The organism is Ilyobacter sp., assembly GCF_041583315.1.
Taxonomy (GTDB): Bacteria; Fusobacteriota; Fusobacteriia; order Fusobacteriales; family Fusobacteriaceae; genus Ilyobacter.
Window position 1 is genome coordinate 1 of the sequence record NZ_JBFHGC010000015.1, and the last position, 12,817, is coordinate 12,817.

Below are 12,817 nucleotides of genomic sequence, written 5' to 3' on the forward strand. Positions count from 1 at the left end.
ACTTTCAAACAATAATTCACATTTTTCCATCAAAAATCTTCTTGTAGCTAATTTTGTTAAGTAATCCACATATGCCACTTTTTCAATTTCATTGAGACGAAGTTTTAGTTCTCTGAGGTTTTCTTCCTGTTCGTTATTTAAAATTTCAATTTCTGAATTGCTCCTTCTTACCAAGTCATACATAAAAACAGAAGTTATCAGAACAAAAATCATCCATTTGAAAATCTGGAACGACCTATAATATCGGATGTTTTGTGTTTCAATATATAAAATTTGATCATAAAAAAATATCCATATAAATGAAATTAATATATACCATGACACAACCGTAAAAGCTTTTTTTGATTTGATTTTCATTAAGACTCCTTCAAAATCTAGTATTTTTTCATATGTTAGAATTCTTTTATTTGCAAGGTGTACTTATTGCTGAATTATCTAATGGCCACATAAAATCCTTTTCACCAGCTACCACATTACAGAAGCATAATCTGGTAATCTAGAAAAGGATATAAATAAAAAGATTACTATAATTTTTAGTTTTTTAATTGTTGGGTAAGATTGTTAAAATTATGGGTGACATAACCTATCGTCAAGTTAAATATAACTTTGGTCAGAAAGTTATATTTCGATACATTATTACCACAAATTACAACTATTTCATAATTTTTTCTAAAGAAATAGTAAATATTTCATTGCAACAGGCTAATCTAATTACTACATTAAATTTAAAAATTTTTCCATGGATATTACAATTTTTAATATCTAGAGCATCTTTAGGATAGATTGCTCCCCCTATACTTGCTGTTACAAATATTTTACTTCCCTCAATCTCTACGCTTTTTTACCGACATAAAAGTCTGTCTCAAATTTTTATTGACGTGCCAAAAATTTATCTCCGCCATTATGATGCACATGATGAGATTCCCAGCCACTTTCCTGTCCGAATATAAAGATGTCTATCATTTTACAAAGATATGTCTCTGCAAACTATTTGACTTTTATATGGAACAAGCAGTTAAATAGTTGACAATGTCCACTAGTTTCTATATACTGTTACAAAAGTTGACAAAGTCCACTATTATATTTTTGGGTGGGGTTTGAAACTCAGAGGAGTGATTATCTATGGTCATATTTAATGATATTATTTCAGATATTAGAAGTTTTAATCGGTTTTACACAGATGTCTTAGGGTTATTGGACCAGCATATACTAGATTCAGGTTATTCACTCACAGAGGCACGTGTATTATTTGAAATAAATAAAATTCAATGCTGCACTGCTAGCATGCTAGTAGAACAATTAGGAATCGACCGAAGTTATATGAGCAGAATTATTCTAAAATTCCAAAAGAATGAACTGATATCAAAGACTGTGTCTAAGTCTGACAGTAGGGTAAAGTATATTAGACTGACAGATAAAGGGTTGAGAATATTTAATCATTTAAACGAAAAATCAAATTGTCAAATAGAAGATCTGCTTAGGCCTCTTGGGGATGATACCTGTAATCAAATTCGCGATGCGATGTTTGTTATAAGGAAAAACCTAACAAATAATGCAGATGCATTTGTTCTCCGTCCTTTTACGAAAAAAGATATTCCTTATGTAAGAGAACTTCATAAGAATCTGTACAGCATTGAGCGTAAATTATCATCAGATATTTTTGACAAGTATATCGACGAAAGTATAACCGCCTTTGTGGATGAGTACAATACGGAGAAAGACTGCATGTTTATGTTGGAATATTACGGTAGACTCGCAGGAAGCATCGCTGTGAAACATAGTGACAATAAGATTGCACAACTTAGGTTTTTTTTGATAGAACCTGAAGCACGTGATATAGGTGCAGGGCGTAAAATGTTAGATTTGATCATGAACTTCTGCAGGGAAAAGGGATATGAGCATATTTTCCTTTGGACTATAAGTGATCAAAAGGTGGCAAGACATTTATACAACTCTTATGGATTTCAAATAACCCATACTCAAGAAAATCATGAATGGGGAACCGATGTTATAGAAGAACGATGGGATTTAAACTTATAAAAAGTTGAAGGTGAGGACAGAAAAATGAATGCAAAATTTAAAATAATTATATCAATGGCTGTATTCGGAACAATTCCTATTTTTGTGAAGAATATGGCATTACCGGCAGGTGAAATTGCATTGTATAGAGCAGTTATTGCTTCTGTTACAATTCTGCTCTATAAAATAATCATAGATAAAGGGATTTCACTACCAAAATCTAAGAAGGAACTTTATATATTATTTCTGTCAGGAGCGGCAATTGGCTTCAGTTGGATTTTACTTTTTCAGGCATATAACTTTACAACTATATCAGCAGCAACTTTGAGCTATTATTTTGCTCCGAGTATAGTTTTAATTGCGAGCACTATCTTATTCAGAGAAAAATTAACAGCTATTCAAATCATATATTTTATCATGGCTACTATTGGTCTTATTTTTATTATAGGGGGTGACAGTTTTGGTCTATACAATGTTGACATTAAAGGTATTCTATTTGGACTTGGAGCTGCAGCACTTTATGCGACAGTTGTCGTGCTGAATAAATTCATTAAAACCGTTACAGGAATTGATAAGACTTTTATACAGCTTGTCGCTGCAAGTTTTGTACTTATACCCTACGTATCCTTTACAACAGGTATTCATATAAACAGCTTAAATTCTGTCGGAATAATCAATTTACTGATACTTGGTGTATTTCATACCGGCATAACTTATTGTCTGTTCTTTTCTTCACTCAGAGATTTATCAGGTCAAGAAGCGTCGATATTAAGTTATGTTGATCCGCTTGTTGCAATCCTGGTTTCAGTATCTTTTTTTGGTGAAACAATCAGTTTTATTCAGATAACAGGTGGAGTAATGATTTTAGGATTTTCATCAATGAATGAACTAAATATTTCTCCTGTTAAATTATATAAAAAGCTTCGGATAAGAATTTAATGAGAAGCTGTATATTAAGTTAAAACTAATACTAAAGATTATTAGACCTTCCATAGTGGGATGCAAGGGTCTATCCCAATTTTTAAATAATTTTGGATAGATCCTAACAACTTAGGTTAAGTCAGTGTAAAATTTTCTATTTTTCACAGGAGACAATAAGAGGCAGACTTCTGCTTGAATATTTCTCTTTATCAAAGGAGCTGTACACATTTATTTTTCTAAATCCGGCTTCCTCTAGTATACCCAATAATTCTTTTTTCCTGATTGGAGTTAGCTCGATTGAGTTTTTAACTTCCTGACCTTCACTCTTTATCTTCAAGGTTGTATTAAAAATGAACCTATCTCCATGACTGTAACTTCTGATAAAGGTAATAGCTTCATTATCAATTAATGGAAGTTCCTCTATTCTATTGTCCAGGATATTATCATAATTTAATATTTGTATCAGAAGTTTCCCGCCTTTGTTTAAAATGCCATATGCTTTATTTATAAAGATTTTGATATCATCTATACTCAAATGTACCAGAGTATTTCCAAAGGTAAAGATACCGTCAAAGTTTGAGTTCAGGTCGGTTATATCCAGCATATTACATCTCTCAAAGGATACCCTTTTATATTTTGATCTTGCTGCGTCTATGAAAGACTTCTCTAAGTCTATTCCTATTATGTTGTATTCAGACAGTGCATTTGTTAGTTTCCCATTGGCACAGCCTACTTCTACTAGCTTAGACTTGCAATCTCTAAATTCCCCTCTCACAAATTCAGCCTGTTTTTCATTCAATGGAAAGATGTTATCATAATATTTGTTTATTGATTCATAAAAATTCATTTGAACCTCCTTCTTTGTCTTCTCTCTGGAAATATAAAAAGCCGGGAAACCCTAAAGATAATAGATCATTTCATACCATACAGCTCCTCCATGGGTAGATGCGGATATTCCATTTTTTTTATAACCCATTTTTTCATACACGCCGATAAGATTTTCTTTGCATATGAGCAATATGTTTTTCTTTTTTAGTTTTCTTGAAATTTCTATAAATTCTCTCATCATTTCAGATGCCATTCCTTGTTTTTGATATTCCGGACTCACTGCTACGGAAAATATTACTATATTTTCCCCACAACTTTCGTGACCAATAAGGCCTTTAAATTCTTCATCAGTTATGTCATCTTTGTTTGTTGAACCACTGTTTATATGTGCCACTATTTTACCTTTAATCTCTCCAACTATAAATCCATCAGCGAACTCAGATAGTCTTATTTTTATATTTTCTCTAGAAGCGGCTTCACACTCTGGAAAAGTCCTGCTTTCCAATATAAAGCATTCTTCCAAATCTTCTGGTTTCCCATTTCTTATTTTTAGTTTCATATTTTCATCTCCTATGCTTAATGGAATAATTTTTTTCTAAATTTTTTATGCTTTATTTGTAGGCAACATAATATCATTATATCAAATTTCCAGCCATAAAAGTACCTTACATAGGCAGCTTTATTTATAAAAAGAAAACTACCTTCAATGCAAGTTGACCAAAAATTCCGGAGGTCTATACATAATTTATAAAAAAATAGTCGGATAAAATCAATTATCTTTGGGCTAATCCACCATACAACTGACACACAACTTATAGATAATCAGAGCGGGTATCTATAAGTCCCATATTTTTATGTGACTTTCCTGAATCTTATTTAAAAATAATTCTGAAAAATTTCCCATTATATTTTGAATCATTTATAAATAAGATTGTTTTGCATATTTTTTTATTGTATTATCTAGAAAATTATTTCATTTTTGGTCAAAGTTTTTATGATAATTAATTACTAAATTGATTTTGAATAAAATAATTTTAAAATATATATAAAGATTTCAAGAAAGATATAAACAAATCACTAGAGGAGGAATTAGAATGACAAACCCAATTAAAAAAACTGCTATTTTATTGGCAGCTGCTTCCATTATTATGACTGCATGTACATCTAGCACAGGAAGTCAGAAAACGGCTGAAGCGGTTAAAATAAACAAAACGAACAACTACTCTTATGCGATAGTCGATACTAATCAGACTAAATTCTATGATGACACAAAAGAAATTGACCCAGTATCTTCTTCAGATGAGAATTTCTACGGTCAAGATGCCAACTTTGATGGGTTTCAACCAAATTATACAGTTAGTAACGATAGGAAAGTTGTCCTCGATAACGTAACTGGGTTAACGTGGATGAGAGGACCAAACACTGATTTAGACACCCCGCAAAAAGAAGATAAAATGTCTTTTGATGCCGCAAAAGATTATGTGAAAAAAGTAAATGCCATGAACTATGGGGGATATAATGATTGGAGAATACCAAGTGCAAAAGAACTCTACTCTCTAATTCAATTTACGGGAACTGATCCAGATCCTACGGCTAAAGCTGATATGTCAAAATTACATCCCTTTATCGATACAGATACATTTAATTTTGCATATGGTGAAACTTCTAAAAGAGAAAGAATAATTGATTCTCAATACTTGACAACAAATGCTTATATCGCCAATGGAGAAAGCCTGGAAGACAAGCTTTATTTCGGTGTAAACTTTGCTGATGGTAGAATAAAAGGTTATGAGGCCCTAATGCCATTTGATCACAATGTCGATAAAACTTTCTTCGTGCAATTAGTTAGAGGAAATGAAAAGTATGGAATTAATGATTTTTTCGATAATGCCGATAACACTATTTCTGACAGATCCACAGGACTTATGTGGACAAAAGATGACAGTCAAAAAGGTATGACTTGGAAAGATGCTCTTGCATGGGTGCAAGAGAAAAACACTGAAAACTATTTAGGTCATAATGACTGGAGATTACCAAATATTAAAGAATTGCAAAGTTTAACTGACTACGACAATGCCCCAGATTATAATGGTAAACCAGCTATTGATACAGATTTCTTCAACTACACGACTATTACAAACGAGGAATACAAAGAGGATTATCCTTGGTACTGGTCTGGAACTACACATGCATCTGTATCAGGTGACGGCTCAAACGGTTGTTACGTCCCAATGGGAAGGGCAATGGGATATGAAAATGGTTGGATAGATGTCCACGGTGCCGGTGCTCAGAGAAGTGATCCTAAATCGGAAACTGCTTTCTCAAAACTATCCAAAAAAGATAATGGATATTATTATGGGGATGCACCTCAGGGAGATGCAAACAGAGTGTATAATTTTGTAAGATTAGTCAGAGATATCGATTAATTTAGAGAAATAATCTTGCTCTAATTATATTTTCATCATATTAGTAAAAAAGAGGATGCCTTAGAAGTAAGAACTTCGTCATCCTCTTTTTATTTTATAATATTTACTCTGTTAAAAAATAACCTGTCCACAATAAATTAAAAATCAATTAGCCTTCATGATTTACAATGAAAAAAAGAAAAGAGCCTTAGAATTACGGCTCTTTAAACATGATGTTGATACATGAAACTGTTAAATCATATCCTCTGCTATTTTTATTGCGTCTTCTATAAACCCTGGGCAGAGCTTTTGTGTAAGTTCTTTTTCTTCAACAATTTTAGCTCCATTCTCTGTAGATTTATCATATCCTAACAAACCTTTACATGTGCATGCCCCATTATTTTCAATAAACTTATCCATGAATGTTTTTACCAATTCTTTGACTTTTTTCTTCGTCTCTAAATCTCCAGGATCTGCAGATCCATATTTAAGACCAAGGACCATACAAATTCCGCTTACAGCTCCACATACTTCTGCTTTAGAAAGCCCTCCACCAAATCCTGAAGAAATTTTTAGAGCCGTTTCCATATCTAAATTTAATTCCTCTGCAAAAGCGCTTATTGTTGCTTGACAACAATTATAATCCCCAAAGTTTCCCACAGCTTTTTCTGTTCTCGTCATTTTTCACTCCTTTTATAACATATTTCATTTTCCATAAATATTTTACATTAATATTTAATAATTGACAACTTAATATTTCCCATTACAAACTAAGAAGTAGCTGCCATTGGCAGCTACTTCTTAGTTTGTATAGAGTAATTTTTATATCCACCTGAAAGATTGTAACAATCAAAACCAAGATTTAACATTACATTATGAGCAGCATTTCCTGTAACTCCTTTATTGCAATGAACAACGTATCTTTTATTCTTATCAAGCTTTTGAGCCTTTGCTCTCAAATCCCCGAGAGGAATGTTAATTGCACCTGGAATATGTGAGGCATCATATTGTTTACTTGCTCTTACATCAATCACAGTATAATCATCTCTGTTTTTCATCAGTTCTTTTACTGATAAAATCTTATTTTTCCCATATATGGCATTTTCCAATATCATCCCTGTGTACATTACAGGATCCTTTGTAGTAGAAAATGGAGGTGCATATGCCAAATCAAGATGGAAAAGCTCATCTACAGTGGCTCCGGTACTCATAAGTGCAACAAATACATCTATTCTTTTATCTACTCCGTTCTCTCCTAGTATTTGTACTCCCAGAAGCTTTCCGCTTTTCCTATCGGCGACAGCTTTTATTACCATCTCTCTACTTGTTTCAAAATATTCAGTCTGATTAGATTTTATATTATGAATAACCTCAACATCATAACCTCTTTCAACAGCCTGTTCCTCCGTCATTCCTGTAGACGCGACTGCCATGTCAAATACTTTAAATATCCCTGTTCCAAGAATACCCTTAAATCTTAGTTGTCCTCCTGTGATTACATCTCCACAAATTCTTCCCATCTTGTTTGCTGTAGATCCAAGTGGGACATACATTGGTTCCCCGTTTATAATGGACCATGCCATAGCCACATCACCTACGGCGTATATCCCGTCAATATTTGTTTCTAATTTATGATTTACTTTTACTGCCCCATTTGGATATAACTCCACCCCTATACCTTCAGCAAGTTTAGAGTTTGGTTTAACTCCTGTGCATACAACGACAAAATCAGCATCTATTTTTTTACCCGTTGCAGTTTCAACAGATCTTTCATCTATTTTAGTAACTTCTTCTCCTAAAATAAGGTTTACCCCTTTTTTAGTCAGGTAGTCCTCTAAATACACTGCCATATCTTTATCCATCTTAGACATGGCCCTGTCTTCTCTTTCTACTACAGTAACCTCTATACCCAGGTTTTCCAAGTTTTCCAATAGTTCTAAACCTATATATCCGGCGCCTATAATAAAAGCTTTTTTAGGAGAATTAGCTGCTATATATTCTACTATTTTATCTGCAGATTTAATATTTCTTAGAAAAAATACATTCTTTCCCTCTATACCAGCTATAGGTGGTTTTATAGGTGAAGCTCCTGTAGCTATTACTAATTTATCATAATTATCTTCAAATTCTTTTCCTGTTGTAAGATTTTTTACAACAATAGTTTTTTTATCTTTATTTATAGACAATACTTCATGGCATATTTTTAGCTTCATATTAAACCTTTTTTCAAACCATTTATCTGTTCTTGGTGTGAGAACATCTCTTTCTATTGCCTCATCCCCTATATAATAAGGAAGCCCGCAACCTGAATAACTTATATCACTGTCCTTATCGTATATGGTTATTTCACACTCTTCATTATTTCTTCTTGCTTTTGCTGCTACTGATGTTCCAGCTGCTACAGATCCGATTATCACAATTTTCATTTTATCCTCCCTATAGTAATGTTTTATGCAATGGATGCTTTAATTTCAAAGTGTTTTCTTGTTGAATTTGAAATTTTTACTAAAATCAACATAACCGGAACCTCTACCAAAAGCCCTACTACAGTGGCTAGAGTCACCCCTGAATTGATCCCAAACAAAGATATTGCTACTGCCACTGCTAATTCAAAGAAGTTACTTGCACCGATCATAGCTCCTGGAGAAGCGACATCGTGGGGCATATTCCATTTTTTTGCCCAGACATAGGCTAAAATAAATATTAAGAATGTCTGTATAGTAAGAGGAATTGCAATAAGAGCTATATCCATAGGATTGTTAAGAAGTTTATCTCCCTGAAAAGAAAATATTATAATAAGTGTTAACAATAAGCCTAACATAGTACTCTTATCAAACTTTTTAATAAATGTATTTTCTAAATAATTCAAGCCTTTATTAGCCACTACAGCTTTTCTTGTAATCCAGGCTGCAATGAGAGGTGTTACCACAAATAAAACTACCGACAAAAACAGAGTTGCATATGGTACCGTAATATTTGAAACTCCTAGCAGTAATCCTACTATAGGAACAAAAGCCACCAGGAGAATAAGGTCATTTACAGCCACCTGTACCAGGGTATAAGCTGCATCTCCGTTAGTTAGTTTACTCCATACAAAGACCATAGCTGTACACGGTGCCGCTCCCAACAGAACTGCTCCTGTAACGTATTCATCAGCAAGTTCTGCAGAAATAAGTCCGCTGAATACTCCCTTTAAAAAGAACACTGCTAAAATATACATTGTAAAGGGTTTAATCAGCCAGTTTATACTAGTAGTTATGGCTAACCCTTTTAAATTTTTAGTGGCATCTACAATACTTTTAAAGTCAATCTTAAGCATCATAGGGTAGATAATAAGCCATATAAGCACTGCTATCGGCATGGATATATTGGCATATTCCAATTTCCCCAAAACTTCTGGTATTTGAGGTAAATATTTCCCTATTAGTACTCCCCCTATCATACAGAGTATCACCCAAACTGTAAGATATTTTTCAAAAAAATTGATTCCTGTTTCCTGTTTCATCTTAACCCTCCTTGATATGATTAAATAATCATATACATCATTAAAAAATTTTATAATAATTTAGACGCAGCATTTATAAGTGCATGTCTAATTATACATAATTAACATGCTGAACATTTGAGATTTTCTAAATCCTCTAAAAATACTTCTCCAGTAAGCCTTGTCTCTAAAATTTCTCTTACAAAGTGATTTTCCTTAAGAAATTTTTCAGATATCTCATAGTCAACCCACTGAGATCTCTTTTCTCCTATAATTATTCCTGCCTTTTTTAATTTATTGAGGTGCCTGGAAAGATTGGACTGATTTAGCCCTAACACGTCCTCTAAAACACATACACAAATTTTATCCTTTTTATATAATATGTTTAATATTCTCATTCTATTGTTGTCGGAAATTAATTTTAATATATCCATTATCTCCATAATATTACCCCTTTACTATATGATTATAAAATCATATTACAACAAAAGATTATATTAAGCAAGTATTTTTTTATGTCGACTGAGGGTGAAATACAATTTTTCAGAATATAGCTTGTGTAAATAAATATAATGGTAATCTGAAGAAAACTTATTTTTTTTGTCCTGCATATGTTACAGAAAGTATTGATTTGTAATAGTCTTTGTAGTAATATTACAGTAACTTTCTAATACGGGAGAAAAAAATGAATACAAAATATACAGAATTATTTGATTTAAATAAACAAAACAATATGAGGAATTTTTTTTTGGAGATCCTGGGTCCCCAGGGAAAAATTGAAAAATATCCAAAAGGGGCTATAAGCTCCAAAGATATTGAAAAGCATCTTTATGTTGTAAAAACCGGAGCAGTTAATGTTTCTATCTGTGATATAGGCGGAGAAGAGCAGATGATTTATAGGTTATATCCAGGAGAAATTTTAGGAGAGTTTGAAATCTTCTCAGAAGTAAGTCAAAATTATACCTTACACTTCTTAGAAGAGAGTACTCTCTGGAAAATAGAAAAAGATAAAATAACTGAGATTCTCAAAGACAAGCCTGAATATTACCGTTTTTTTATGCACAGTATGAGTCGAAAGTACAATCTTTCTCTTATACAGTCAGGTTTTAATAAATTTTATTCCAGCGAAGAAAAACTTACTGAATTTCTTCTGAGAATATGCAACATTAGAGAACCAGCTTCAAGTGTAAATATAAAAATTGAGGGCTATACCCATGAAGATATAGGAAAGGGAATAAATGTTTCTAGGATAGGTATAACAAATATTCTCAAAAGGCTTGAAGAAAAAAATCTGATAACTGTAAAAAGAAAACTAATAATTGTAAAATCTGTAGAAAATTTGGCAGAATACAGGGAAAGTATTAGAAAAAATAAATAGTGATGCTGCTGTGTCTCTGGAATTTATATATTTTGAACAGACAATTTATTGAGGAGTTTTAGTTAAGGTCTTCTCAATAAATTGTCTGTTTTAATTTTTTGATATAATTTATTAAACTTATATCAAAAAAATCATATCCTGTTCATAATTATTTCAGTTTATCTTTCTGTTAGTAAACATTTGATGCTAAAAGAACGATTATAGTGTCAAATTAAAACTATAAATTAAATATATCTTTTTAATGTAAAATATCTTACAAAACTATCATTTAAAATGATATATGATAAAGATCTAGAAGTAAAATAAATTTATTAAGGGGGGCATATTTTATGATCAAGCTTATTGGAATACTTATCATTGTATTGGGATTCTCATTTAAACTTGACACCATTGCTGTTGTATTGGTTGCAGGTGTCGCAACCGGTCTTGTTTCTGGTGTGGATTTCATGGCAATACTTTCTACTTTGGGGGAAGCTTTTATACAAACTAGATACATGACACTTTTTCTCTTGACTTTACCTGTTATAGGGATACTTGAAAGAAACGGACTAAAAGAAAGAGGAGCACATTTTATTAAGGGAATGGATAGCCTAACCAGCGGAAGGATATTATCTTTCTACATGATTATAAGAACTCTTGCTGCTGCCTTATCTGTAAGACTAGGAGGGCATGTGCAATTTATAAGACCTCTTATCTATCCAATGGCCCAAAGTGCCTCTGAAAACAAGTTGAGCAGAACTCTTTCAGAAAAAGAAAATGACAAATTAAAGGGTGTCGCCTGTGCCGTGGAAAACTATGGTAACTTTTTCGGACAAAATGTTTTTGTAGCCTCAGGGGGAGTTCTTCTGATTGTCGGTACACTTCAGGAACTTGGAGTAATAGTTGAACCTTATTCAGTTTCTAAGGCTGCCATTCCTATGGCATTTATCTCTGTTCTATTATCATTCGTTCAAAATTACTGGACTGACAGATCTCTTTCAAAAGCTCATTTAGAAACTAAGTTGGAAAAGGGGGTAAAAGAATGAAAAATATGATTCTGGAAATAATGTATCTTCTCACAGGACTTGTTGCAATTGCCACCGGTGCATATGCACTTACTGACAAAAAACACAAAACCAAAACAGGAACGGGTATCTTTTGGATAATATTTGGAATAATATTTATGGCTGGAAAAAGCATTCCACCACATATAGTTGGTATACTTCTTTTCGTTATGGGTGGTCTCGCAGCCTTTAATAAAGTCGGATGCGGTTCTCAGGAACTGTCTTCTGAAGAATACCGAGAAGAAAGAAGCCAAAAGATTGGTAACACAATATTTTTCCCGGCTACATCGATTGGAATCATTGCCTTTGCTGTTGCACAGTTTACAGATTTAGGAGGATTAGTTGGCTTAGGGTTAGGTTCTATTATTTCCCTGATTTTTACCCTTGTTGTTACAAAGGAAAATCCAAAATATATAGGATATGAAAGTTCTAGAATGCTTCAGCAGATAGGTTCTACGACAATACTCCCACAACTTTTGGCATCATTGGGAGCTCTGTTCGCACTTGCTGGTGTGGGAACAGTTATTTCTGAGATCATGAGTAAAATAATTCCAGAAGGAAATATCTTGGCTGGTGTAACAGTGTATTGCCTTGCCATGGCAATTTTTACAATGATAATGGGTAATGCATTTGCAGCTTTTGCTGTAATCACAGCTGGAATCGGAATACCCTTTGTTTTTTCCCACGGTGCAAATCCTGCAATTGCAGGAGTATTAGGTCTTACTGCAGGTTATTGCGG

13 protein-coding genes and 1 pseudogene are annotated in these 12,817 nt (G+C 32.9%); 7 read left to right on the forward strand and 7 right to left on the reverse strand.

Going from position 1 to position 12,817, the window contains the following annotated elements; translation table 11 throughout:
• The coding region (locus ABZA26_RS01260; protein WP_372712704.1) for a hypothetical protein at window positions 1–183 on the reverse strand (183 nt) is incomplete at its 3' end.
• Window positions 184–1,122: 939 nt separating this feature from the next.
• Here ABZA26_RS01260 and ABZA26_RS01265 point away from each other — a divergent pair.
• From ABZA26_RS01265 to ABZA26_RS01275, 3 genes and pseudogenes are all read left to right on the forward strand, one after another.
• Window positions 1,123–1,383 (forward strand): annotated as a pseudogene (locus ABZA26_RS01265) (MarR family transcriptional regulator); the annotation flags it as partial.
• 138 nt (window positions 1,384–1,521) lie between these two features.
• Window positions 1,522–2,040 (forward strand): GNAT family N-acetyltransferase, encoded by a 519-nt coding sequence (locus tag ABZA26_RS01270; protein ID WP_372712716.1) that lies wholly within the window; start codon window positions 1,522–1,524, stop codon window positions 2,038–2,040.
• 24 nt (window positions 2,041–2,064) lie between these two features.
• Window positions 2,065–2,958, forward strand: coding sequence for a DMT family transporter (locus ABZA26_RS01275; RefSeq protein ID WP_372712705.1), 894 nt, complete (start codon window positions 2,065–2,067; stop codon window positions 2,956–2,958).
• A gap of 136 nt (window positions 2,959–3,094) precedes the next feature.
• On the opposite strand, the gene ABZA26_RS01280 is transcribed toward ABZA26_RS01275, so the two are convergent.
• Both ABZA26_RS01280 and ABZA26_RS01285 read right to left on the reverse strand, forming a co-directional pair.
• Window positions 3,095–3,787, reverse strand: coding sequence for a class I SAM-dependent methyltransferase (locus tag ABZA26_RS01280; protein ID WP_372712706.1), 693 nt, complete (start codon window positions 3,785–3,787; stop codon window positions 3,095–3,097).
• Between the two features lie 51 nt (window positions 3,788–3,838).
• Window positions 3,839–4,327: a GNAT family N-acetyltransferase gene (locus tag ABZA26_RS01285; protein WP_372712707.1), complete on the reverse strand. Its 489-nt coding sequence runs from the start codon at window positions 4,325–4,327 to the stop codon at window positions 3,839–3,841.
• Window positions 4,328–4,862: 535 nt separating this feature from the next.
• Between ABZA26_RS01285 and ABZA26_RS01290 the strand changes: the two genes are divergently transcribed.
• Complete coding sequence (locus tag ABZA26_RS01290) at window positions 4,863–6,194, forward strand: DUF1566 domain-containing protein (RefSeq protein WP_372712708.1); 1,332 nt, start codon at window positions 4,863–4,865, stop codon at window positions 6,192–6,194.
• A gap of 231 nt (window positions 6,195–6,425) precedes the next feature.
• Here the strand turns inward: ABZA26_RS01290 and ABZA26_RS01295 are convergent, their stop codons facing one another.
• The 4 genes from ABZA26_RS01295 to ABZA26_RS01310 form a co-directional block, all read right to left on the reverse strand.
• Window positions 6,426–6,854, reverse strand: coding sequence for a C-GCAxxG-C-C family protein (locus tag ABZA26_RS01295; RefSeq protein ID WP_372712709.1), 429 nt, complete (start codon window positions 6,852–6,854; stop codon window positions 6,426–6,428).
• 113 nt (window positions 6,855–6,967) lie between these two features.
• Entirely contained in the window at window positions 6,968–8,599 is a 1,632-nt protein-coding gene (locus tag ABZA26_RS01300) for an FAD-dependent oxidoreductase (RefSeq protein ID WP_372712710.1), read from the reverse strand.
• 23 nt (window positions 8,600–8,622) lie between these two features.
• Complete coding sequence (gene arsB / locus ABZA26_RS01305; RefSeq protein ID WP_372712711.1) at window positions 8,623–9,678, reverse strand: ACR3 family arsenite efflux transporter; 1,056 nt, start codon at window positions 9,676–9,678, stop codon at window positions 8,623–8,625.
• A gap of 101 nt (window positions 9,679–9,779) precedes the next feature.
• Window positions 9,780–10,100: an ArsR/SmtB family transcription factor gene (locus ABZA26_RS01310; RefSeq protein WP_372712712.1), complete on the reverse strand. Its 321-nt coding sequence runs from the start codon at window positions 10,098–10,100 to the stop codon at window positions 9,780–9,782.
• Between the two features lie 242 nt (window positions 10,101–10,342).
• Here ABZA26_RS01310 and ABZA26_RS01315 point away from each other — a divergent pair, with 242 nt between their 5' ends.
• The 3 genes from ABZA26_RS01315 to ABZA26_RS01325 all read left to right on the forward strand — a co-directional run.
• The gene (locus ABZA26_RS01315; RefSeq protein WP_372712713.1) at window positions 10,343–11,035 is read left to right on the forward strand and encodes a Crp/Fnr family transcriptional regulator; all 693 of its coding nucleotides are present in this window, start codon (window positions 10,343–10,345) and stop codon (window positions 11,033–11,035) included.
• A 329-nt stretch (window positions 11,036–11,364) separates the two neighbouring features.
• Window positions 11,365–12,060, forward strand: a complete 696-nt coding sequence (locus tag ABZA26_RS01320) for a DUF969 domain-containing protein (RefSeq protein WP_372712714.1) — start codon at window positions 11,365–11,367, stop codon at window positions 12,058–12,060.
• A partial coding sequence (locus tag ABZA26_RS01325) for a 5-oxoproline transporter, DUF979 family subunit (RefSeq protein ID WP_372712715.1) occupies window positions 12,057–12,817 on the forward strand: 761 nt, incomplete at its 3' end. The genes ABZA26_RS01320 and ABZA26_RS01325, both read left to right, overlap by 4 nt.